This window comes from Mycobacterium sp. UM_Kg27 (assembly GCF_000972905.1).
GTDB lineage: Bacteria > Actinomycetota > Actinomycetes > Mycobacteriales > Mycobacteriaceae > Mycobacterium.
Genome location: NZ_JRMM01000067.1, coordinates 1 through 22882 on the forward strand (window position 1 = coordinate 1; position 22882 = coordinate 22882).

Here is a 22882-nt window from a genome sequence, read left to right on the forward strand (position 1 = left end):
ATGTGTATAAGAGACAGGGCTGGTGCCAGGCGATACCGCTGTGGCAAGGGGCGATCTGACCGTCGCTGCACGACGGCCGCGCTGCGCGCACCGGCAGCTGTCGAGCTCGGTTCGGGCTCACTTCCCGGGTGCAACTCGCACCGGAAGTCGCCCGCCGGGCTTAGCGCCTCAGATCAGGCCCAGGCCGGTGACGGCCTCGCGCTCCTCGGCCAGCTCAGCGGTCGAGGCATCGATGCGGCTGCGGGAGAAGTCGTCGATCTCCAGCCCCTGCACGATGCTCCAGTCACCGCCGGAGGTGGTGACCGGGAACGAGGAGATCAGGCCTTCCGGCACACCGTAGGAGCCGTCGGAGACCACGGCCATCGACACCCAGTCACCGTCCGGGCTGCCCAGCAGCCAGTCGCGGGCGGCGTCGACGGTGGCCGAAGCCGCGGAGGCGGCCGAGGAGGCGCCCCGCGCGTCGATGATCGCCGCGCCGCGCTTGGCGACGGTGGGGATGAAGTCGTTCTCGATCCAGGCCTGGTCATTGACGACCTCGGCGGCGTTACGCCCACCGACCTCGGCGTGGAACACGTCCGGGTACTGGCTCGCGGAGTGGTTGCCCCAGATGGTCATCTTCTTGACGTCGGTGACCTTGGCGCCGGTCTTGGCGGCCAGCTGCGAGATGGCCCGGTTGTGGTCCAAGCGGGTCAGCGCCGAGAAGCGCTCGTTGGGGATGTCGGGGGCGTTGGTCATCGCGATCAGCGCGTTGGTGTTGGCCGGGTTGCCGGTGACACCCACCCGGATGTCGGAGGCCGCGACCGCGTTGAGGGCCTTGCCCTGTGCGGTGAAGATCGCGCCGTTGGCCTCGAGCAGGTCGCTGCGCTCCATGCCCGGACCACGCGGGCGGGCGCCGACCAGCAGCGCCAGGTTGACGCCGTCGAAGATCTTGTTCGCGTCCGAGCCGATCTGCACACCCGACAGCAGCGGGAAGGCACAGTCGTCGAGCTCCATGACGACGCCCTCGAGCGCCTTGAGGGCGGGCTCGATCTCCAGCAGGCGCAGTTCGATCGGCCGGTCGGGGCCGAGCAACGAGCCGCTGGCCAGGCGGAACAACAGGCTGTAGCCGATCTGGCCGGCGGCGCCGGTGACGGCCACCTTGAGTGGGGTTGTGCTCACGTCAAGTGCTCCTCGAACGGGTTCGGCTGGTCTGCTTTGGTCCGGGTCGAAACTAGCGCACCGGCGTCGTCGCCGAAACTTCGGGACCTCCGGCCCTGGCTCGTGCTCACCGTGCAGGTTGGCGCCACACGCGTAGCATTTGACCGGCACCTGCGCCGGAGGGAGAGCGGCCATGACGGCGTTGCAAGACCCGACACCCCGAGTGCTGGTCGACTGCGGTGTCTATGCGGACGGCGAGCGGATTCCCGGCGAATTCACCCCCGCCGGCGCGCGGGCCAAGGTGCGCGAGATCGAGGCTGGTGGCCGAGAAGCATTCGTCTGGGTCGGCCTGCACGAGCCGGACGCGGCCCAGATGCAGGGCGTGGCCGCCACCTTCCAACTGCACCCGTTGTCCGTCGAAGACGCTGTTCAGGCGCATCAACGACCCAAGCTGGAGCGCTACGACGACACGTTGTTCCTGGCGCTGAAGACCGTCAACTACGTGCCGCACGAATCGGCGGTACTGCCGCGCGAGATCGTCGAAACGGGCGAGATCATGATCTTCGTCGGCAAGACCTTCGTGGTCACCGTCCGCCACGGCGAGCACAGCGGTCTGGCGCAAGTCCGCAAACGGATGGACGCCGATCCCGAGCAGATGCGACTGGGCCCGTTTGCCGTGATGCACGCCATCGCCGATTACGTGGTGGACCGCTACGTCGAGGTGACCAACCTCATGGAAAGCGACATCGATGTCATCGAGGAGACGGCGTTCGCGCCCGGGACCCGCACCGACGTCGAGCCGATCTACCAGATCAAGCGCGAGGTCGTGGAGTTGCGGCGCGCGGTCGCGCCCCTGTCGGTGCCGTTTGAACGGATGCAGAACGACTACCGGGACCTGATCTCCAAAGAGGTACGGCGCTATCTGCGCGACGTCGCCGACCACCAGACCCGCGCAGCCGAGCAGATCGCCGGGTACGACGAGTTGCTCAGCTCGCTGGTGCAGGCCGCGCTGGCGCGGGTGGGCATGCAGCAGAACACCGACATGCGCAAGATGTCGGCCTGGGCCGGCATCATCGCCGTCCCGACCATGATCGCGGGAATCTACGGCATGAATTTCGACCGCATGCCGGTGCTGCACTGGGCGTTCGGCTATCCGGCGGTGGTGGCGGGCATGGGTGTGATCTCCGCGGTGCTCTACCGCGCGTTCCGCCGCAACGGCTGGCTCTGAGCGCCGCGGCTACTGAGGCTGGGAGGCTGGACGGTCCGGGTCGAAGACGTCCACACCGTCGGCGCGCCAGGCTTCGCGCATCGCCTCGGCGCCCTTGAGCCGCACCCACGCTGCCTCGGTCGCGGTGATCGGGGTGGCCGACAAGAACCGCACCGGCTCCCGCGGCGGGGACAGCGTCAACTCGGCGATGTCGCTGTCGCCCAGCAACACCGCGGTGAACGGCACCGGACCCGAGGGCCCCGTCCACAGCGGACCCCCGAGGTCGATCAGCGCATCGGGCGCCAGCACCACCCCTTCGACCACCGGCGCGGCCGCGACCGCGGCAAGACTGCGGGCCAGCCCGGTGTCAGAACCCGAGGACCGCAGGCTCACCACGATTTCGGCCCGGGGGCCGTGCACCGGATCGGCAAGCAGCTGGCCGGGGTCACCCATGGGATGGCGCGAGCAACCGACCGAGACGTAATGCACCATCCGGTCGGGTCCGGGCCCGAACCGCAACACCTCGATGGGCTCGACACCCAGAAACGTCACCCTCGCGGTGTCGGGCTCGGCAGCGACGCCCGCAAAGTGGCGTCGGACATGCTCACGCAGCCGGTCCAGAACCTCACTCACCGGCGGGTCACCGCCCAGCCGGCGCGACGCTGAGGTTCACTCCGGTCTTGGCGTCGAACACGACCACCTTGTCGGGGTTCAGCGCCAGCTCGATCGGCTGCCCTCCGGACGCCCTCGATGCAGCCGGAACCCGGGCCACCAGATCGTTTTCGGCTGGCGCGTCGCCGGATTCGTTGGGGGTGAAGTACAGGTATTTGTCGGCACCCAGCGATTCGACGAGGTCGACGCGGGCCGCGAATCTCACCGCGCGACCGCGCTGCGCGTCATCGAGCAGCGCGGCATCGCCGAGATGCTCCGGGCGTACCCCGATGACAACCTCACCGCCGGCCGGTGCGGGATGCCTGCCGATCGATTCGCGAGTCGCCGCCTCCAGCGGTACCTCGCCGATAGCCAGGCGTGCGCCGGTCGCGGTCAGCGTGCCCGGGAAGAAATTCATCGCCGGAGAGCCGACGAAACCCGCGACGAACAGGTTGGCGGGCCGTTCGTAAAGCTCGTCGGGTGTGCCGACCTGCTGGGCGATCCCACCGTGCATCACCACCACCCGGTCCCCAAGCGTCATCGCCTCGGTCTGGTCATGCGTGACGTAGACGGTGGTGGTGCCCAGCCTGCGCTGCAGCCGGGCGATCTCGCTGCGCATCTGCACCCGCAGCTTGGCATCGAGGTTCGACAGCGGCTCGTCCATCAGAAATGCCTTGGGGTGCCGCACGATCGCCCGCCCCATCGCGACCCGTTGACGTTGGCCGCCGGAGAGCTGCGACGGCTTGCGATCCAGCAGCTCAGTCAGATCCAGGATCTTGGCCACCTCGGCCACCTTTTCGGCGATCTGCGGCTTCTTCATCTTGGCCAGGGTCAGCGGGAACGCGATGTTGCCCCGCACCGTCATGTGCGGGTAGAGCGCGTAGGACTGGAAGACCATCGCGATGTCGCGGTCCTTGGGGGCACGCTCGTTGACGCGTTCGCCCCCGATGCGCAGTTCCCCCGACGAGATCTCCTCCAGACCCGCGATCATGTTCAGCGTGGTGGATTTTCCGCAGCCCGAGGGTCCCACCAGAATGATGAACTCACCATCGGCGATGCTCAGCGACAGATCCTTTACCGCCACTGCGCCATCGGGGTAGCTCTTGGTGATGTGGACGAGTTCGATCTCTGCCATCGGCCTATCCCTTCACCGCACCGGAGGTCAGTCCCGCCACGATCCGTCGTTGGAAGATTAGAACAAACACGATGATCGGCACGGTGATCACCATTGCCCCCGCCGCGATCGATCCGGTCGGCTCCTCGAATTGCGAACTACCGGTGAAGTTGGCGATCGCGACCGGTGCGGTGACCGAGGCCTTGGTCGCCGTCAGCGACAACGCCAGCAGCAGATCGTTCCAGGCGAAGATGAACACCAGAATCGCCGCGGTGACGATGCCCGGCGCCGCCAGCGGCGCAATCACCTTGCGGAACGCCTGACCGGGGGTGGCGCCGTCCATTTTGGCGGCCTTCTCCAGGTCCCACGGGATCTCGGAGAAAAACGCGGAGAGGGTGTAGATCGCCAGCGGCAGCGCGAAGGTGATGTAGGGAATGATCAATCCCAACCAGGTGTCGAACAGCCCGGTGGCGCGCTCGATGTTGAAAATCGGTGTCACCAGCGATATCTGGGGGAACATCGCGATCAGTAGGGCCGCCCCGACCAGCAACCGCTTGCCCGGGAACTCCAGGCGGGCCACCGCATAGGCGGCCATCGCCCCGATCACCACCGCGATCACCGTGGTGATCAGACCGATGCCCACCGAGTTGATCAGTGCCGAGCCGAACACATCGCCGGCAAAGATGCCGCGGTAGTTGTCCAGGGTCACGGTGGACGGAATCAGTCTGCCGTCCTTGACCGTTGATGTGGGCTTGAGCGACAACGAGAAGATCCACAGCACCGGGACCAGTGCGTAGAGCACCACGGCCAAGTCGATGATCAGCCATGCGGTGCGTCGGCGAAGCTCGGTCATCGCTGGCTCGATCCCGGTGCCGCGGCGCCGAACACTTTGACGAACAGCCATGCGATCAGCGCCACGCAGACGAAGATCAACACCGAGATCGCCGACCCCAAGCCCACGTTGAATCCTTTGAACAGGTTGTCGTAGCCCAGTATCGACACCGATCCGGTGCTGTTGGAGCCGTTGGTGAGCACGTAGATGTTGTCGAAGATCCGGAACGCGTCGAGCGTGCGGAACAGCAGTGCCACCAGGATCGCCGGTTTCATCATCGGCAAAATGATGGTGACCAGTCGCCGCCAGGCGCCGGCACCGTCCATCTGGGCCGCTTTGAGCAGTTCGTCGGGCACCAGTGCCAGGCCGGCCAGCAGCAGCAGCGCCATGAACGGCGTCGTCTTCCACACCTCGGCCAGCACCACTATTGCCAGCGACGGCAGCTGGTGCGTCAGCGGCGCACTGCCGGAAGGCAGCAGATCCGCCAGGTAGCCGGTGCCGGGCGTCCAGGCGTAATACCAGCTGTAGGCAGCCGCGACCGTGACGATTCCGTAGGGCACCAACACCGCCGTGCGCACCATTCCCTTGGCGAACAGGCTGCGGTGCATAACCAATGCCAGGGCCAGGCCGAGGACGAATTCGATGGCCACCGACACCACGGTGATCCCCAAGGTCACTGCGAATGCGGTCCACCAATAGGAGTCGGTCAGGGTGGTCTGATAGTTGGCCAGGCCGACGAACGCGGTGTCGTCGGGGGTGGCCAGGTTGTAGCGCAGCATGCTGAGCCAGATCGCGTAACCGATCGGATAGGCGGTCACGGCCAGCATGAGGATCACCGCCGGTGCGACGAGCGCCACCGCGAGCCGGCGCTGTGACCGGACATCATCGGCGCGGGAGCCGGTGCGGGTCACGGAATCAGCCCCTTGCCGTCGATGGCCTTTTGCACCTGCACCGTGAGCTCATCGGCGGTGCGTTCCGGGTCGATGGCGCTGATCGGCGCCAGCGTCGCCGATATCCGGGTCGACACCGCCTGATAGACCGGCGTCACGGGCCGCACCGCAGCGTCGGTGAGCTGCTGCCGGATCACGTTGTGCTGCGGGTATTTCTCCTGGAACTGCGGGTCGGCGTACACCGAGGCGCGCACCGCGGGCAGGCCGCCCTCGATCGCGAGATACTTCTGGTTCGCGGCGTTTCGCAGACAACGCACCGCTTCAAACGCTTCGCCGCGATGCCGGGTGGTCTTGGCCACCGCCAGGTTCAACCCGCCGAGGGTCACCTTGGCCGGATGCCCCGGCAAGACCGCCGGATACGGCGCATACCCGAGCACTTTACGACTGGCCTGATAGGCAATGCGGTACTGCTCGTCGCTGGGCGCAAAAGCTCCGACGCCGTCGATACTGCCGGCTAGATCCGAACGCCCCTGCAGCGGAAGGAAACTCACCCCGCCCTTGACGGCGTTCTCCAGCATGGACGGCAGCACAAAAGGCCAGTTGACCTCGAGTGCCGCCTTGCCCTGCTCGAATGCCAGCCGGGCGGTGCCCTCATCGGTCTGGGTGATCGACGGGTCGGCACCCGGGGCGGTCGCCACCGCCTTCATGACCCGCAGCGCGGCGACGGTGGCGGCGCGGTGCTCGGCGGTGTCGGTGAGGGTGACCGTCTTGCCGTCATCCCCGAGGACCCTTCCCCCGGCGCTTTCCAGCAGGGTGTTGAACCACACCACCAAACCCTCGTATTGCTTGGCCTGCACCGCGATCCAGCTGGGCTGGCCCGCCCTATACAAATGCGCCGCCTCGGCGATCATCTGGTCCCAGGTGGACGGCGCGGACTTCATCAGATCCGGCCGGTACCACAGTAATTGGGTGTTGGTGACAAGCGGTGCGGCATAGAGCCGACCGCGCCAGCGGCCAGTGGCAAGCGGGCCGGGCAGCGTGTCGTCCGCGGCGTCGGCCTCGGCCTTGCCGGCCGGATCCTCAGCCAGTGGCAACGCCCAGCCGGCCTCGGCGAACTCGGCGGTCCACACCACATCGAGACCCATCACGTCCAAGGTGCGGTCGTTTCCGGTCAGCCGACGGGCCAGTTGCAGGCGCTGATCGTCGGCGGCGCGCGGCAGGCTGAACTGCTGCACCCGGTAGCGACCACCGGCCTGCTCGGTGCAGCGCGCCGCGATCACCCGGAACGTCGCGGTGTCGTTGGCCGGGGTGTAGACGCTGATCACCGGGGCAGCGCCGGACTGTCCGGACGAACCGCAGGCCGACCCCGCCGACACAACGGTCAGTGCGGTCAATGCGGCCGCGCCCAGCCGCCGTACGCGACCGCGCCGACTCGCCACGCCACTTGCCTCCCGTTGCCGTTTCGTGCCACGACGGTAAGGCCGTCCGGCCACGCTATGCAACAACGCAGAGTCAGAGCGTGAGCTTGGCCAACAGATCCCGGCCCTGCTCGGCACTCTGCGGGTCGCACAGCACGTCGTAGCGACCCGCCACCAGTTGCATGGTCGAGCTGAAATCCCTTGTCCCGCGGGCCATCGCGTAGGGAACCGATGAGGTGATCAAACCGAAGAACACTCCGGCGATCAGGCCAGTCACCAGTGCCTGTGTCGGGTTGTCGCTGAAAATGCCCAGCACCAGGCCGATGAACAGGCCCAGCCAGGCGCCGGTCAGCACTCCGCCGCCGAGCACCTTGGGCCAGGTGAGCCGGCCGGTGACCCGCTCGACCTGCATCAGGTCCACGCCGACGATCGTCACCTGCTGAACGGGGAACTGCTGATCGGACAGATAGTCCACCGCGCGCTGCGCCTCGGCGTAGGTGGGGTACGACCCGATCGGCCACCCCTGGGGCGGGGTCGGCAGTCGGGCCGGAGCGCGACGTCCCGGCGGGCCCGCCGCACCGATCGGACCGGGGGGTTGTCCGGGCTGGAAGGGGCTGGTCATGGGATTTCTCTCTCCTCGCTCCGAGATGCCGACTGTCGGACGACAAGCCGGTCCCGGCGCATCGGCTAGGTTGAACAGCATGACAGCTCCCGGCGGGGATTCTGGCGAGAATCCACGAGGCAACCCCAACCAGCCCTGGGCCGACGCGGGCGCGCCCGCTCCCGACCAGGGCGGATGGCCGTACCCGCCGGCACCCGAGGGCTACCCGCCGGCACCCGGCTATCCCCCGCCGGGTTTCCCGCCGCCCCCGCCGCCCGGCAACTACCTGCCACCGGGCGGTTATCTGCCGCCCACCCCGCCCGCCCCGCTCGGCCCGGGCGAGTACCCGGGGTTCGGCGGCCCGCCCGGATACCCTCCCGCGGGCTACAGCAACCCTCCCGGTTACCCGCCGTCGGGCTACGGCACGCCGTACCCGGGCAGCTATTTCAACCCGGGTCAGGCCCAGAAGACCAACGTCTTGGCGGTCAGCTCCCTGGTGGTCTCGCTGCTCGGTCTGGTGTTCTGGCCGCTGGGGGTGGCCGGTGTCATCCTCGGGGGCGTGGCATTGAACCAGATCAAGTCGACCGGCGAGGCCGGCCACGGCATGGCAGTGGCCGGAACCGCGATAGGCGGTGTCGCCGTGACGCTCTCGTTGATTCTCGCGATGATCGCGCTGAACTAGGAGCCCTGCGCTAGTCCGTCGGCGGCACGAACGGCGGTGCCTCACGGCGCATTCCGGCCGCCCGGCCCTTGCCCGCCACCACCAAAGCCATCTTGCGGCTGGCCTCGTCGAGCATCTCGTCACCGAGCATCACCGCACCGCGGGCTCCCCCGGCGTGCGAGGTGTGCCACGCATACGCCTCCAGAATCAGCTCGGCGTGGTCGTACTCGGATTGACGCGGGCTGAAGATCTCGTTGCCGGCCGCGATCTGATCGGGATGCAACACCCACTTGCCGTCGTACCCGAGCGCGGCCGAACGGCCGGCCACCCGCCGAAACGCCTCGACGTCACGCACTTTCAGGTACGGCCCGTCGACGGCAGCGACCCCGTGGGCGCGCGCCGCCACCAGGATCGTCATCAGCACGTGATGGTAGGCGTCGCCCTCGGTATAGCCCTCGGGTTGCTCGCCGACCTCCAGCGTGCGGGTATTGAGGCTGGCCATCAGATCAGCCGGTCCCAGCACCAGCGCCTGCACCCGGGGCGCTGCGGCGATCGCGTTGATGTTCATCAGGCCGCGGGCGTCCTCGATCTGGGCGTCGATGCCGATCTGCCCGACCGGCAGCCCGTGGATGGTCTCCAACTGGGTCAGCAACAGGTCGAGTGCCTGCACATGCGAGGCGTCAGAGACCTTCGGCAGCACGATCACATCGAGCCGGGTACCGGCGGCACCGACCGCCGACACCACCTCGATCAGGTCGGCATGGGTCCACGGCGTGGTCCAGTCGTTGACCCGTACCCCGAGCAACGGGGCCGTCCAGTCACGCGCGGTCAGCGCTTGGGCGACCAGGGTCCGGGCCTGCTCTTTTGCCGCTGGGGCGACAGCGTCCTCCAAATCGAGAAAGACCTCGTCTGCGGACAGGCCCTTGGCCTTGTCGATCATCTTCTGGCTGCTACCAGGTACCGACAGGCAAGTACGGCGGGGGCGATACACGTTGGTCACCTAAATACTCCTACCCTTTCAAGCATGGCGTCGAGCAACAGGGTTTACGCAGCGCGGCTTGCGAGGATGCTGGTGCTAGGCCCGTTCGGCGAATCCGTGGGTCGGGTCCGCGATGTGGTGGTCAGCCTCAGCATTGTTCGTCAGCAGCCGCGTGTCCTGGGACTTGTGGTCGAACTTCCCACCCGCAGACGCATCTTCGTGCCGATTCTGCGGGTCGCGTCGATCGAGCCCAACGCCGTCACCCTCAACACCGGAACGGTGTCCCTACGCAAGTTCAATCAGCGGCCCGGTGAAGCACTCGTGCTCGGTCAGGTCCTGGACACCAAGGTTCGGGTCACCGACCCCGAGCTGCCCGAGCTGGCCGGCGTCGATGTGGCGATCACCGACTTGGCCATCGAACAGAGCCGTACGCGCGACTGGCTGGTGACCCGGATCGCGGTGCGGCACTCCCGCAGGTTGGGCCGGCGCGCCGCCGTACACATCGTGGACTGGCACAACGTGCAGGGCCTGACTCCATCAGCGCTGGCGATGCCCGGGCAGGGCGTAGCGCAACTGCTGCAGCAGTTTGAGGGCTGGCGGCCGATCGAGGTCGCCGACGCCATCCGCGAGCTGCCGCCCAAGCGCCGCTACGAGGTGATCAACGCCCTGGACAACGCCCGGCTGGCCGACATCCTGCAGGAGCTGCCCGAAGAACGTCAGGCCGTCGTGCTGGGCCAGCTGGGTACCGACCGGGCCGCCGACGTGCTGGAGGAGATGGACCCCGACGACGCCGCGGACCTGCTGGGCGTGATGAACCCCACCGAGGCCGAGACGCTGCTGGCGCGGATGGATCCCGACGACTCCGATCCGGTGCGCCGCCTGCTGGAGCACTCCCCCGACACCGCGGGTGGTCTGATGACCTCCAACCCGGTGGTGCTGACCGCCGACACCTCGGTGGCCGAGGCGCTGGCCCGGGTGCGCGACCCCGACCTGACTCCCGCGCTGTCGTCGCTGGTTTTCGTGACGCGCGCACCCACCGCGACCCCGACCGGCCGCTACCTGGGCTCTGTCGCGCTGCAGCAGCTGTTGCGGGTGCCACCCGCCGAACTCATCGGCGGCTTCGTGGACTCCGACCTGCCGGCATTGAACCCGGACGTGTCGCTGGCGGAGCTGACCCGCTACTTCGCCGCCTACAACCTGGTCTGCGGGCCGGTGCTCGACGAGCAGAACCACCTGCTGGGCGCGGTGACGGTCGACGACGTGCTCGATCACCTGCTGCCCGATGATTGGCGCGAAACCCCCGAACCGGACCTGGGGCCGAAACTCGCCGGGAGGCAGTCGTGACCGACCGCTCAACATCCCAGCGGCTCTCCACGCCCCGCACCTCGCGGCTCCCCAGCCTGAATCTGGATCCCGACGCGCTGGGCCGGTTCACCGAATCGGTGGCACGGTTCTTCGGGACCGGGCGTTACCTGGCCATCCAGACCGTGCTGGTGGTGGGATGGATTCTGCTGAACATCTACGCGGTCAGCCTGAAGTGGGACCCCTACCCGTTCATCCTGCTCAACCTGGCCTTTTCCACCCAGGCCGCCTACGCCGCTCCGCTGATCCTGCTGGCCCAGAACCGGCAGGAGAATCGTGACCGGGTCAGCCTGGACGAGGACCGCCGCCGCGCCGCACAGACCAAAGCCGACACCGAATATCTGGCCCGCGAACTGGCGTCGCTGCGCCTGGCGGTCGGCGAGGTCGCGACACGCGACTACCTGCACCATGAACTCGAGCGGGTCCGGGAACTGTTGGAGTCGCTACGTCCCGATCCCGATTTCTCCTCCTCAGACTCCCCGCATCGATCGTCCTGACACGTGACGCAGACCAGATAACGGTCATCAGCAGGACATGTGTTGGGTATGGTGACCTAGTTCACGAAGCCTGAGCGGTATAGCGAGGCTTTTCCGAGGCGGACAAGGGGCGGTCGAGTGCCAACAGGGGGCGGCGCACCGGAACGCGTGTCCCGCGCTGCCAGGGTGCGGCGGGCGGCCCGTTCCGCCCTGCGACCTGCCTTCGGTCTGGCTTTCATCACCCCGCTGGTTTTCGCCGGCGCCGTGGGCGCCACTCCCCGCTCGCCGTCGACCTCGCTGCCGCTGCGCAATGCCGCGATCACCCCGCTGGCGGCCTCGGTGCACACGTCCGGCCGCTCATCAGGTCCTTCCGTCATCGCGGTACCGCGCTCGCAGCCGAATCTGCACGTCGCCGCGGGCGCCCCGTCGGCGCCCCCGGCCGCCGTCGTCTACGCGCCGGGCACCTTGGGGATCCCCAAGACGGCGCTGGCGGCCTACCAGAACGCCGAGCAGCAGATGGCGGTCGCCGCGCCCGAATGTGGGATCAGCTGGAACCTGCTGGCGGGGATCGGACGCATCGAGTCCGGGCACGCCAACGGCGGGGCCACCGACGCGCGCGGCAACGTGCTGCAGCCGATCTACGGGCCGGCGCTGGACGGCACCCTGCCCGGGAACGAAGTCATCGTGGCCAGCAGCGCCCCGGGCCGGGTGGTTTACGCCCGCGCACTGGGCCCCATGCAGTTCCTGCCCGGAACCTGGTCGCGGTATGCCGCCGACGGCGACGGCGACGGTCGAGCGGACCCGCAGAACGTCTACGACGCGACCCTGGCCGCAGCCCGGTACCTGTGCAGCGGTGGGATGAACCTGCGCGAGCAGTCGCACGTCCTGACCGCGATCCTGCGCTACAACAACTCGATGGCCTACGCGGAGAACGTCATGGGGTGGGCGGCGGCCTACGCCACCGGAGTGGCGCCCGTCGACCTTCCACCGATTGTGGGCCCGGCACCGCCGATCGCGGACCTGCACTTGGAGCACCTGGAACACCCGGAAGGCCTCGGGCCGCAATCCCTCAGCATGCACGGGATGTCTCAGGCCAATCACCCCGCCGAATCGTCGCTGATCGACTTGGGCCAGTCCAGCCTGGAGACCCAGCTGGCGAATATGCCCTGGCTGCCGCCGTGGTTGACCTCGCCCGAGCAGCAGCAACAACAGCAGCTGCCCCGTCCCTCGGCGGCCTGCCGGATGATCTGCCTGGAGCCCCAAGCCGTGCCGGTCCCACCAGCGCCGCCCAACGGCGTCCCGCCGGCTCCCTTCGGCCCCCCGGAAGCCCCGCCGGCCCCGCTGGCCCCGCCGGCGCCGATGCCGGCCTACGCCGTCGCACCGCCGCCGCCGGATGTACCGGGCATGCCGCCACCACCGGTGCCCGCCGGTGTGCCGCAGGACGGGCCGCAGGCCGTCCCGACGGCCTGACGTATCTCACAGGCCGAGGCCCTGCCGTACTGCCTTAGACTCGATTCCGATGTCCGAGAATCGCGATGACACTGCAGCCCTGCACGACGCCATCTATGCAGCGTTGGGGAGCGTGCTGGACCCCGACATCCGGCGGCCGATCACCGAGCTGGGCATGGTCAAAGGCATTGAGATCGCGGACGATCGCAGCGTCCACGTCACGATCTACCTGACGATCGCCGGCTGTCCGATGAAGGCCGAGATCACCAACAGCGTGACCACGGCCATCAACGATGTGCCCGGCACCGGGCCGGTCAAGGTCAGCCTCGACGTCTTCAGCGATGAGCAGCGCGCCGAACTGCGCAAACAGCTGCGTGGCGACGCCAAGGAGCCGGTCATCCCGTTCGCCCAGCCGGGCTCGCTGACCAAGGTTTATGCGATCGCCTCCGGCAAGGGCGGGGTCGGCAAATCGAGTGTGACGGTCAACCTCGCGGTCGCGCTGGCCGAGCGGGGCATGTCCGTCGGGGTGCTCGACGCCGACATCTATGGCCACTCGGTACCGCGGATGATGGGCGTCACCGCGCTGCCGACCCAGGTCGACTCGATGATCATGCCGCCGATCGGCTACGGCGTGAAGGTGATCTCGATCGCGATGTTCACCCAGGGCAACACCCCGGTGGTGTGGCGTGGCCCGATGCTGCACCGGGCCCTGCAGCAGTTCCTCGCCGACGTGTACTGGGGCGACCTGGATGTGCTGTTGCTGGATCTGCCACCGGGCACCGGCGACATCGCGATCTCGGTGGCCCAGCTGGTGCCGTCGGCCGAGATCTTGGTGGTGACCACCCCGCAGCAGGCCGCCGCGGAGGTGGCCGAGCGGGCCGGGGCGATCGCCCTGCAGACCCGCCAGCAGGTTGTCGGGGTGGTGGAGAACATGGCCGGGCTGGCCATGCCCGACGGGTCCACCATGCATCTGTTCGGCGAGGGCGGGGGCGAGCGGGTAGCCGAGCGGCTGACTCGGGCGATGGGCCGGGATGTGCCGCTGCTGGGCCAGGTGCCGATCGACAGCGAGATGGTGACCGGCGGCGACTCCGGATCTCCGGTGGTGCTCTCGCCGGACTCCGCGGCGGGCAAGGAACTGCGCCGGGTCGCCGATCAGCTGGCCACCCGCCGACGCGGACTGGTCGGGATGTCGCTGGGTCTGGACACCGGGGGCACCCGGCGCTGAGCCTGTTGGCGCTGAGCCGTGGCTAGGTGGCGTCGGTGTCGAAGGGAGCCGGGCCACCCGGCTCGGGCACCGCGGCCGGCATCGGCGGCATTGGACGAGGTTCGGCGGCCAGCGAACCGACCGCGGTGAACAGCGAGTCGTCGCCGTCGAGCAGATGTCGGGTCAGCGCGGCCCGCGGGGTCATGCCGCGCAACTTCTGCAATTCGCTCAGCGGAGCCCGCAGGTCATCGAACTCCGGGCCGATCTCGTCGCGTAGCTGGTCGGTGGCGTTGGCGACGTAGTCACGGGCCTGGCGCAGCGCACCCGCGGTCCATCGGATCGCTCCCGGCAGCCGCTCCGGGCCCAGGATCACCAACCCAAGCACCACCAGGACCAGCATCTCGCCCCAGCCGACATTCGCGAACATCGAGGCGGACTTTAACTGTCGGGGGTGGGGGTCACCGTCAGCGTCACATGGCGCCCATCCCGGACCACCTCGACGGGCGCTTCCTTGCCGATGGCCAGGTTGCGGACGGCCACGACGAACTCGTCGGCGTTGGCGACGGTGCGGTCACCGATCTTGACCACCACGTCGTTCTCCAGCATGCCGCCCTTCTCCGCGGCGCCGCCCACCTTGACGTTGGCGATCTGCGCTCCCGAGGCGATGGCGTTGCTGACCGAGCGGGCGCTCACGCCCAGCGTGGGGTGCACGATCTTGCCGTCCTTGATGAGCGCCTCGGCCACGACCTTCATCTCATTGACCGGGATGGCGAATCCCAGGCCGCTGGCGCTGTCGGACAACGATTTTCCAGCGGTGTTGATGCCGACCAGTTGGGCATCCATGTCGATCAGCGCACCGCCGGAGTTGCCGTGGTTGATCGAGGCGTCGGTCTGCACCGCGTCGATGACGGTGTCGGTGTCGGAGTCGTCGCCGGACAGCGGCACCGGCCGGTGCACGGCGCTGATGATGCCGTGGGTCACGGTGCTGCGCAGACCCAGCGGAGCGCCTGCCGCGATCACCTCGTCGCCGACCCGGATCTTGTCGGAGTCACCGAGACGGGCCACCGACAAGTTGTCCACGTTGTCGACCTTGAGCACGGCCAGGTCGGTCTTCGGGTCGCGACCGACCAGGTTGGCCAGCACCTCTTTGCCGTCGTTGAACACCACCGTCGTCTTGAACTTGCTGGGGTTGTTGGCGGCTTCGGAGATGACGTGGTTGTTGGTGACGATGTAGCCCTTGCCGTCGATGACAACGCCCGAGCCCTGCATGCCCTGGTCGTCGCTGACGGACTCGATGGTCACCACCGAGTTGGCGATGGCCTCGGCGACCTTGGCGAACCGCCCGGCCGGCTCCTCGGCGTTGCCCTTGGTCGACAGCGTCACCTTCGACGTCGTGAAGGCCTCGACGACCTGTGCGGTGGTACGTCCGACCCAGCCGCCGACCATGCCGATTGCCAGCGCGATCGCCCCCAGCGTGGCCAGCGCACGGTAGGAGATCCGGTCGCCGAACAGCACGTCGCGCACGCCGAGCCGGCCACCCAACTCGCCGGCTGCCCGCGGCACCGGCGGGACCACGGCGGGCGAGCCGAGCGCGGCACCGGCGGCGGGGTCACGCCACGGGTCCCCGGTGTCTTCCAACCCCTCCGGCTTGCCGTTGCGGCCCAGCGACCCGGCGTCGGCGGGATGGCGCTGCAGCGAAGGGCCGGTGCCGTAGGGCCGGCTGAAGGCCTCCTTGAGCACCGGGTCCGGCGGCAGATCACGCGGAGTGAACTCGCCCTGCTCGCGGTACTTCTTCGGCCGAACGTCGGCGGGTGTGAAAGAACCGGGGACCCCGTCCGGCCGGCCGAACGCCTTCTTGGAGGCATGGTCCACAGGGGGCCGGTAAACGGGTCGCGGAGCCAAGCGATTACCGCCGGCGTTCTCGTTGTTGGAGCTCACCTATTCCTCTTCCGGGTCCAGCCCTGGGGCGCTTCCAGGCTCCGCGCGCACGGCATCACCGGGCGCTGACGCCGCTGGAGATCCAGCTTACCGACGTTTGCGGCGTTCTCGAGGTTTGCCGTCGTCGAACCCGGCAGACATCGGCCGGGTGGGCTCGTCAGGCGCACAATCGGCGGGGGAATCGGGGATCTGGGCCAGCAGGCCCAGCAGCGCCGAGGGGATCCGGATCGGATGCGAATCACGCAGAGCCGAGCGCGCCCGGCCCTGGTATTCCACCTCCGCCGCGCAATCGGGACACAGCGACAGATGGTGGGCTGCGCGCAGATGGGCGTTCATCCGCAGCTCGCCGTCGACGTAGGCGGTGATCGCCTCGCTGCAAAGGTGTTCGGTGGACCCGAACTGCCGCGGGGCGCCGACCGGCGCGTCACTTTGCGAGGCGAACTGAGCGGGCAGCCAGGAGAACGCGCGACGGAAGACACCTCCGCGGTCCGTCACACCGGACTCCTCTCCTGTCGCCTACCACCTCAGCACTCGATCGGGCCGACTAAAGGCCCAATAAGAATGTAGCGCGATACCGCCCGCAGACGGGGAAGCCCGGGCGGTGTTGAACCGCCGGCCGAGGCTCAGCCGGCCGCCACACCACCGAAGGCCGAACCGTCACGCTGGGCGCTTCGGGCGGCGAGATAGTCCCGCAGGGCCTGCCGGCCGCGGTGAATGCGGCTGCGCACGGTGCCCAGCTTCACGCCGAGGGTCGCACCGACCTCTTCGTAGGACAGACCCTCGATGTCGCACAGCACGACCGCGGCCCGGAACTCCGGTGCCAGCGAGTCCAGCGCTGCCTGCAGGTCCGGATCCAGCCGCGCATCGTGGTAGATCTGCTCAGGGTCCGGCTCATCGGCGGGCACCCGGTCGTAATCCTCCGGCAGCGCCTCCATGCGAACGCGACCCCGCCTGCGCACCATGTCCAGGAACAGGTTGGTGGTGATGCGGTGCAGCCAGCCCTCGAAAGTTCCGGGCTGGTAGTTGTGCACCGACCGGAACACCCGGATGAAGGTCTCCTGGGTGAGGTCCTCTGCGTCCTGCTGGTTTCCGGAGAGCCGGTAAGCCAGCCGGTAGACCCGGTCGGCGTGCTGACGCACCAATTCGTCCCAGGACGGCATGGCCGTCACGTCTCCGGTGGCGTCAAACACCGCAGTGCCCTGTGGCTCCTCGGACTGTTCAACCCAGTCGGTTTCGGAGTAGCGGTCCGAGTGGGTGGCCGGGTGCGACATGACGACCGGGGGCAGCAAAGTGGTTATGGCGACGTCCTCAAGCTCGGGGCCACCGTCAGGCGACGGCAGCGCACTATCGCGGTCAACGCGCAACGGGCCCCTCGTATTCCGAGTGTCTCGAGGCCGGTTCATACCTCGTTCCATGCCGATACCGTTACCTATCGCGGTATGTCAGCTCTGTGCTGTCACTGAACGCCGTCTGTGAACCTGTGTTCGAATGCGCCGCGCAGTGCGGTTATGCGTCCAGATAACAGTTCGGACACGGCCCCCGGCCCGGGCGTGTCGGGCGGGCGCGCCGGTGCGCGGGCCGAAACGGCTTTGTCCTACGCTGCGGACATGTCCAGCACCGACGACACTTCCGGGGAGCCGCCGCGCAGTCGGGCCGACGCGCTTCTGGCGCACGCCGAGGACTCCATGACCGAAGACGCGGTCTTGGCGGCCGCCCGCGACCGGGCCGGTGAGATCGGCGTCGGGTCGGTCAGCGCCGCGGTCGGCGCCCTGCTGAGCCTGCTGACGAAGCTCAGCGGCGGCAAGGCGGTGGTCGAGGTGGGCACCGGGGCCGGCGTCAGCGGACTGTGGCTGCTGTCCGGCATGGGCGAAGACGGGGTGCTGACCACCATCGACATCGAGCCCGAGCATCAGCGCACCGCCAAGCAGGCGTTCAGTGACGCCGGTATCGGGCCCGGCCGGACCCGCTTCATCAGCGGCCGCGCCCAAGAGGTGCTGACCCGTCTCGCCGACGAGTCCTACGATCTGGTGTTCGTCGACGCCGACCCGATCGACCAGCCCGAATACGTGCTGGAGGCCGTGCGGCTGCTGCGTCCCGGCGGCGTGGTCGTGGTGCACCGGGCCGCCCTGGGCGGCCGGGCCGGAGATCCGACGGCCAACGACGCCGAGGTGATCGCGGTGCGCGAAGCCGCCCGGCTGATCGCGGTGGACGAGCGGCTGACCCCGGCGCTGATTCCGCTGGGAGACGGCCTGCTGGCCGCCGTGCGCGACTAATCGGTCGCCGCGCAGCTGTCCGCGAGCGTGCGTGTTTGCACACGACACGCCGCGTTCTGACGTACAAACACGCACACTCGCGCCAATGGGGGCCAAGGCCTTGACACCCGACTGAACGGGTGTTTAGTGTATTGAACATGCGTTCAGCGGACCTGACGGCTCCGGCGAAAATCCGCGATGCGGCCATCGACCAGTTCGGGCGGCACGGATTCGGCGTGAGCATCCGCGCCATCGCCGAGGCCGCCGGAGTCAGCGCGGCCCTGGTCATCCACCACTTCGGCTCCAAGGTCGGGCTGCGCAAGGCCTGCGACGAGTTCGTCGCCGAAGAGATCCGCAGTGGCAAATCCGAGGCGATGCGCTCGGCCGACCCGGGAACGTGGTTCGCAGCCATGGCCGAGATCGAGTCCTATGCGCCGATGATGGCCTACCTGGTCCGCAGCATGCAGTCCGGCGGAGAGCTGGCAGACACGTTGTGGCGCAGGATGATCGACAACGCCGAGGGCTACCTCGACGAGGGCGTCCGAGCCGGCACCCTCAAACCCAGCCGCGACCCGAAAGCCCGGGCCCGCTTCCTGGCCATCAACAACGGCGGCGGATTCCTGCTGTATCTGCAGATGCACGAGAACCCGACCGATCTGCGCGCGGTGTTAAACGACTACGCCCGCGACATGGTCCTACCCGCACTCGAGTTGTACACCGAGGGCCTGATGACCGACCGCACCATGTACGACGCCTTCCTAGCGAGCGAACAAGGGGGAACCGATGCGACCTGACAACCATTGGCCGGCAATCGAAATCCGCGGTCTGGAGAAGAACTTCGGTCAGGTCAAGGCGCTCGACGGGCTGGATCTGACCGTCTACGGCGGTGAGGTGCACGGCTTCCTCGGCCCCAACGGCGCCGGCAAATCCACCACCATCCGCATCCTGCTGGGCCTGGTGAAGGCCGACCGCGGGACCGTGCGCCTGCTCGGCGGTGATCCCTGGACCGACGCGGTCGAGCTGCACCGCGAGATCGCCTACGTGCCCGGCGATGTCACGCTGTGGCCATCCCTGACCGGCGGCGAGATCATCGACCTGTTGGCCCGGATGCGCGGCGGCATCGACGAACGCCGCCGCGACGAGCTGATCGAACGGTTCGATCTGGATCCCAGCAAGAAGGCTCGGACCTATTCCAAGGGCAACCGTCAGAAGGTCTCGCTGATCTCCGCGTTCTCCTCGCACGCCCGACTGCTCGTGCTCGATGAGCCCAGCAGCGGGCTGGACCCCTTGATGGAGAACGTATTCCAGCAGTGCGTCGCCGAGGCGAGCCGGCGCGGTGCCACCGTTCTGCTCTCCAGCCACATCCTCGCCGAGACCGAGACGCTGTGCCAGCGGGTGACGATCATCCGGGCCGGGCGTGTCGTCGAGAGCGGATCACTGGAATCGCTGCGCCACCTGCGCCGCACCTCGATTCAAGCTGACCTGATGCGCGATCCCGGTGATCTGACCCGCATCCCGGGTGTCGCGGACGTGCGCTACACCGGCACGGTGCTGCACGCCCAGGTCGACAGCGCCAGCCTCGCCGAGCTCATCGCGGTGCTCGGTGCGGCCGGCGTGCGCAGCCTCACCAGCCAGCCGCCGACACTCGAAGAGGTGTTCCTGCGTCACTACGACACGGTCCGGACATGACCACCGTCGCCGCGCGGCCGGCGTCACCGAGGTACCGCCCGGGCGGATCGACTCTCGTTGGCACGCTTGGGCTGCTGCGCCTGTGCCTGCGCCGCGACCGCGTCGTGTTGCCGCTGTGGATGCTACTGCTGTCACTGCCGCTGGCCACCGTCTACATCGCAAGCATCGAGGCGATCTATCCCACCGCCGCCGACCGCGCCGGCCTGGCCGCGACCATCATGGCCAGCCCGGCGCAACGCGCGATGTACGGCCAGGTCTACAACGACTCCCTCGGCGCGGTGGGCATCTGGAAAGCGGGGATGTTCCATCTGCTGATCGGGGTTGCGGTGATCTTGACCGTGATCCGGCACACCCGCGCCGACGAGGAGACCGGCCGCACCGAGTTGATCGACTCGACCGCGGTGGGCCGCTACGCCGGGCTGACCGGCGCACTGCTGCTGGCGGCGGGCGCCTCGGTGGCCACCGGGTTGATCGGCGCGGCGGGCCTGCTGACCACCGATGTGCCGGCTGCCGGATCGTGCGCCTTCGGGGCGGCGCTGGCGTGCTCCGGGCTGGTGTTCACGGCCGTGGCCGCCGTTGCCGCCCAGCTGTCCCCGAGCGCCCGGTTCGCCCGGGGCGCCGCGTTCGGCGTGCTGGCCGGCGCCTTCACGCTGCGCGCCGTGGGCGATGCGGGATCGGGTGGGCTGTCGTGGCTGTCGCCGCTGGGCTGGTCGCTACAGGTGCGGCCGTACGCCGGTGACCGCTGGTGGGTGCTGCTGCTGCACCTGGCACTGACGGGGGTGCTCGTCTGGCTGGCCTATCAACTGGCTTCCCGTCGTGATGTCGGCGCCGGGCTGGTGGCCGACCGACCGGGCCCGCGCGTTGCGGGGCCGACACTGAGCGGTGCGTTCGGCCTGGCATGGCGGCTCGACCGCCCGGCGCTGCTGCTGTGGACGACGGGCCTGGTGCTCTACGGCCTGCTGGTCGGCAGCGTGGTGCACGGTATCGGCGACGAGGTGGGCAGCGACCGCGCCCGCGACATCGTCGTCCGGCTCGGCGGTACCGCCGCACTGGAGCACGCGTTCGTCGCGGTGGCCTTCAGCATGCTGGGCATGGTCGCCGCCGCTTTCGCGGTGTCGCTGGTGCTGCGCCTGCATCAGGAGGAGACCGCGAGGCGTGCCGAGCCCCTGCTCGCCGGGGCGTTGTCACGAGATCGCTGGTTGGCCAGTCATCTGGTGGCCGCGCTGGCCGGGTCGACGTTCGCGATGCTCACCGCCGGGCTGGTGGCCGGAACCGTCTACGGAACGTCCGCCGGCGACCTCAGCGGGCAGTTGCCCGCGGTGGTGGGCAGCGCCGCGGTGCAACTGCCGGCGGTCTGGTTGCCCGCGGCCGGCGCGGTCGTCCTGTTCGGGCTCGTCCCGAGAGTCGCGCCTGCCGCGTGGGCGGTGCTTACCGGGTTCGTCGCGCTGTATCTGCTCGGCTCCATCTCCGGCCTGCCGCAGTGGGTGCTCGACCTCGAACCGTTCGCCCATATTCCGGTGGTCGCGGACGGCGCGTTCCACGTCACGCCGCTGATCGTGCTGTTGGTCATCGACGCCGCCCTGATCGCTCTGGGCTTTCAGGCTTTCCGGCGCAGGGATCTGACCACGTGAGGGGGACGGCATGAAAACCCTTGGCAAAGGCTTGCTTTCGGGAACCTTGGGCCTGATCGGTTTCGGCCTGCTGTTGTTTGTGCCCGCCGGGACACTGCACTACTGGCAGGCCTGGGTGTTCATCGCGGTGTTCGCCCTGTCCACCTGGATCCCGAGCATGTACCTGATCCGCACCAACCCGGCCGCCCTGGAGCGCCGGATGCGCTTCGGGCCGACGGCCGAGACGCGGCCCCTGCAGCGGATCGTCATCGCCGTCATCTTCGTCTGCTTTCCGGCGATGTTCGTCGTCAGCGTGCTCGATCACCGGCTGGGATGGTCGTCAGTCCCGACGCCGGTCTGCCTGATCGGCGACGCCCTGGTGGCGATCGGGCTGGTGCTCGCCATGGCGGTGGTCATCCAGAACGGTTATGCGGCCGCCAATGTCACGGTCGAGGCCGACCAGACGCTGGTCTCGACCGGCCTGTACGGGTTGGTGCGCCACCCGATGTACACCGGCAACGTGATCCTGATGATCGGCGTCCCGCTCGCGCTCGGCTCCTATTGGGGACTACTGCTTGTGGTTCCCGGTCTGGTCGTGCTGGTGCTGCGTATCGGCGATGAGGAGCAGTTGCTGACTCACGAGCTCAGCGGTTATCGCGATTACACCGAGCGGGTGCGTTACCGCCTGCTGCCCTACCTCTGGTGATCGCGCGATGCCCGGCTCGCTCAGATACCGCGGAGCACACAATTGACTTATAGTTCCCTGAGCTCTAGCTGTTAGCGGGACTCAGGGAGGTCGGTGGCCATGCGCGGACGCGTACGAGGCGGCAGCGGTGGTCGCGCTCTTGCCCCCACCCGAGTGGCCGCTGCGGCAGCAGGCGCCCTGGTCGTCGGCCTCACCCCGATGCTGGCCTCCGCTCCCGCGCAGGCGGATTGGGATTGGCTGCTCGACGCCGCGGCACCGGTGGAGGTCGCCGGCAGCGCGGCGGGCGGGCTCGACCTCGGCAGCCTGATGGCGCTGGTCCAGTCCTTCACCGACCAACTCGATCCGGCCACCAACAAGCTGTTCTCCGACGTCATCGACGCGGTGCTGGCCTGGCCGGGCCCGAGCCAATCCCTCGACACCGCCGAGTTGGTGAACCAGTACATCTACGCACCGCTGCACGCCGGACTGCAGCAGTGGATGTCCAGCCCGTTCGGCGAGCTGAGCCTCGGCGTGATCAACGCACCGTTTGCCACGCTGTTCGGCCGCGATCTGATCGGCGACGGCATCGACGGGTTCGACGGCGCCAACACCAGCCTGTTCGGTCAGTGGGGCTGGTTCGGCGACGCCGGTGATGGCGGGTTCCTGTTCGGCGACGGCGGAGCCGGCCTCGTGGGCATCGACGGTATCGGCGGCGCCGGCGGCGACG

General features: G+C 68.4%; 22 protein-coding genes and 2 pseudogenes. 12 read left to right on the forward strand and 12 right to left on the reverse strand.

Annotated features, from left to right (window positions below):
- Positions 1 to 168 precede the first annotated feature (168 nt).
- Complete coding sequence (locus LI94_RS12100; protein WP_024441685.1) at positions 169 to 1158, reverse strand: malate dehydrogenase; 990 nt, start codon at positions 1156 to 1158, stop codon at positions 169 to 171.
- Positions 1159 to 1357: 199 nt separating this feature from the next.
- On the opposite strand from LI94_RS12100, the pseudogene corA reads away from it, so the two are divergent.
- A pseudogene (corA, locus tag LI94_RS12105) lies at positions 1358 to 2365 on the forward strand (magnesium/cobalt transporter CorA); the annotation flags it as partial.
- A 9-nt stretch (positions 2366 to 2374) separates the two neighbouring features.
- On the opposite strand, the gene LI94_RS12110 reads toward corA, so the two are convergent.
- From LI94_RS12110 to LI94_RS12135, 6 genes are all read right to left on the reverse strand, one after another.
- Positions 2375 to 2977 carry a suppressor of fused domain protein gene (locus tag LI94_RS12110; RefSeq protein ID WP_046301344.1) on the reverse strand — a complete coding sequence of 201 codons (603 nt, stop codon included), beginning with the start codon at positions 2975 to 2977 and terminating at the stop codon, positions 2375 to 2377.
- A 7-nt stretch (positions 2978 to 2984) separates the two neighbouring features.
- On the reverse strand, positions 2985 to 4130 hold the full coding sequence (gene ugpC, locus LI94_RS12115; protein WP_046301345.1) for a sn-glycerol-3-phosphate ABC transporter ATP-binding protein UgpC: 1146 nt from the start codon (positions 4128 to 4130) through the stop codon (positions 2985 to 2987).
- A 4-nt stretch (positions 4131 to 4134) separates the two neighbouring features.
- Complete coding sequence (locus LI94_RS12120) at positions 4135 to 4962, reverse strand: carbohydrate ABC transporter permease (RefSeq protein ID WP_024441681.1); 828 nt, start codon at positions 4960 to 4962, stop codon at positions 4135 to 4137.
- A complete protein-coding gene (locus LI94_RS12125) occupies positions 4959 to 5852 on the reverse strand; it encodes a sugar ABC transporter permease (RefSeq protein ID WP_046301346.1) in 894 nt (297 codons plus the stop codon). The genes LI94_RS12120 and LI94_RS12125 overlap by 4 nt, the downstream gene beginning before the upstream one ends.
- A complete protein-coding gene (locus LI94_RS12130) occupies positions 5849 to 7270 on the reverse strand; it encodes an ABC transporter substrate-binding protein (protein ID WP_046301347.1) in 1422 nt (473 codons plus the stop codon). Before LI94_RS12130 ends, LI94_RS12125 begins: the two co-directional genes overlap by 4 nt.
- A 73-nt stretch (positions 7271 to 7343) precedes the next feature.
- Positions 7344 to 7871: a general stress protein gene (locus LI94_RS12135; RefSeq protein WP_024441678.1), complete on the reverse strand. Its 528-nt coding sequence runs from the start codon at positions 7869 to 7871 to the stop codon at positions 7344 to 7346.
- Between the two features lie 79 nt (positions 7872 to 7950).
- On the opposite strand from LI94_RS12135, the gene LI94_RS25070 reads away from it, so the two are divergent.
- Complete coding sequence (locus tag LI94_RS25070) at positions 7951 to 8532, forward strand: DUF4190 domain-containing protein (protein WP_051190217.1); 582 nt, start codon at positions 7951 to 7953, stop codon at positions 8530 to 8532.
- Positions 8533 to 8542: 10 nt separating this feature from the next.
- On the opposite strand, the gene LI94_RS12145 is transcribed toward LI94_RS25070, so the two are convergent.
- Positions 8543 to 9511, reverse strand: a complete 969-nt coding sequence (locus LI94_RS12145) for a CoA ester lyase (protein ID WP_082105740.1) — start codon at positions 9509 to 9511, stop codon at positions 8543 to 8545.
- Between the two features lie 24 nt (positions 9512 to 9535).
- Here LI94_RS12145 and LI94_RS12150 point away from each other — a divergent pair, with 24 nt between their 5' ends.
- From LI94_RS12150 to LI94_RS12165, 4 genes are all read left to right on the forward strand, one after another.
- A complete protein-coding gene (locus tag LI94_RS12150) occupies positions 9536 to 10834 on the forward strand; it encodes a CBS domain-containing protein (protein WP_024442976.1) in 1299 nt (432 codons plus the stop codon).
- Positions 10831 to 11349 carry a DUF1003 domain-containing protein gene (locus LI94_RS12155; RefSeq protein ID WP_024442975.1) on the forward strand — a complete coding sequence of 173 codons (519 nt, stop codon included), beginning with the start codon at positions 10831 to 10833 and terminating at the stop codon, positions 11347 to 11349. Before LI94_RS12150 ends, LI94_RS12155 begins: the two co-directional genes overlap by 4 nt.
- A 165-nt stretch (positions 11350 to 11514) precedes the next feature.
- Positions 11515 to 12798 (forward strand): lytic murein transglycosylase, encoded by a 1284-nt coding sequence (locus LI94_RS12160; RefSeq protein WP_231384323.1) that lies wholly within the window; start codon positions 11515 to 11517, stop codon positions 12796 to 12798.
- Positions 12799 to 12847: 49 nt separating this feature from the next.
- Complete coding sequence (locus tag LI94_RS12165) at positions 12848 to 14002, forward strand: Mrp/NBP35 family ATP-binding protein (RefSeq protein ID WP_046301349.1); 1155 nt, start codon at positions 12848 to 12850, stop codon at positions 14000 to 14002.
- A gap of 22 nt (positions 14003 to 14024) precedes the next feature.
- Here the strand turns inward: LI94_RS12165 and tatB are convergent, their stop codons facing one another.
- The 4 genes from tatB to sigE all read right to left on the reverse strand — a co-directional run bounded on the left by tatB (position 14025) and on the right by sigE (position 17334).
- Complete coding sequence (tatB, locus tag LI94_RS12170) at positions 14025 to 14408, reverse strand: Sec-independent protein translocase protein TatB (RefSeq protein WP_046301350.1); 384 nt, start codon at positions 14406 to 14408, stop codon at positions 14025 to 14027.
- Between the two features lie 11 nt (positions 14409 to 14419).
- Positions 14420 to 15919: a trypsin-like peptidase domain-containing protein gene (locus LI94_RS12175; protein ID WP_024442971.1), complete on the reverse strand. Its 1500-nt coding sequence runs from the start codon at positions 15917 to 15919 to the stop codon at positions 14420 to 14422.
- Positions 15920 to 16006: 87 nt separating this feature from the next.
- On the reverse strand, positions 16007 to 16414 hold the full coding sequence (gene rseA, locus LI94_RS12180; protein ID WP_024442970.1) for an anti-sigma E factor RseA: 408 nt from the start codon (positions 16412 to 16414) through the stop codon (positions 16007 to 16009).
- Between the two features lie 128 nt (positions 16415 to 16542).
- Positions 16543 to 17334 carry an RNA polymerase sigma factor SigE gene (gene sigE / locus LI94_RS12185; RefSeq protein ID WP_082105741.1) on the reverse strand — a complete coding sequence of 264 codons (792 nt, stop codon included), beginning with the start codon at positions 17332 to 17334 and terminating at the stop codon, positions 16543 to 16545.
- Positions 17335 to 17526: 192 nt separating this feature from the next.
- Between sigE and LI94_RS12190 the strand changes: the two genes are divergently transcribed.
- From LI94_RS12190 to LI94_RS12215, 6 genes and pseudogenes are all read left to right on the forward strand, one after another.
- On the forward strand, positions 17527 to 18192 hold the full coding sequence (locus tag LI94_RS12190) for an O-methyltransferase (RefSeq protein ID WP_046301351.1): 666 nt from the start codon (positions 17527 to 17529) through the stop codon (positions 18190 to 18192).
- A 137-nt stretch (positions 18193 to 18329) separates the two neighbouring features.
- A complete protein-coding gene (locus LI94_RS12195; RefSeq protein WP_024442967.1) occupies positions 18330 to 18965 on the forward strand; it encodes a TetR family transcriptional regulator in 636 nt (211 codons plus the stop codon).
- A complete protein-coding gene (locus LI94_RS12200) occupies positions 18955 to 19860 on the forward strand; it encodes an ABC transporter ATP-binding protein (protein ID WP_046301352.1) in 906 nt (301 codons plus the stop codon). The genes LI94_RS12195 and LI94_RS12200 overlap by 11 nt, the downstream gene beginning before the upstream one ends.
- Positions 19857 to 21491 (forward strand): ABC transporter permease, encoded by a 1635-nt coding sequence (locus LI94_RS12205; protein WP_192830962.1) that lies wholly within the window; start codon positions 19857 to 19859, stop codon positions 21489 to 21491. The genes LI94_RS12200 and LI94_RS12205 overlap by 4 nt, the downstream gene beginning before the upstream one ends.
- 10 nt (positions 21492 to 21501) lie before the next feature.
- Positions 21502 to 22176, forward strand: coding sequence for an isoprenylcysteine carboxylmethyltransferase family protein (locus LI94_RS12210; RefSeq protein ID WP_046301353.1), 675 nt, complete (start codon positions 21502 to 21504; stop codon positions 22174 to 22176).
- A gap of 99 nt (positions 22177 to 22275) precedes the next feature.
- Positions 22276 to 22882 (forward strand): annotated as a pseudogene (locus tag LI94_RS12215) (hypothetical protein); the annotation flags it as partial.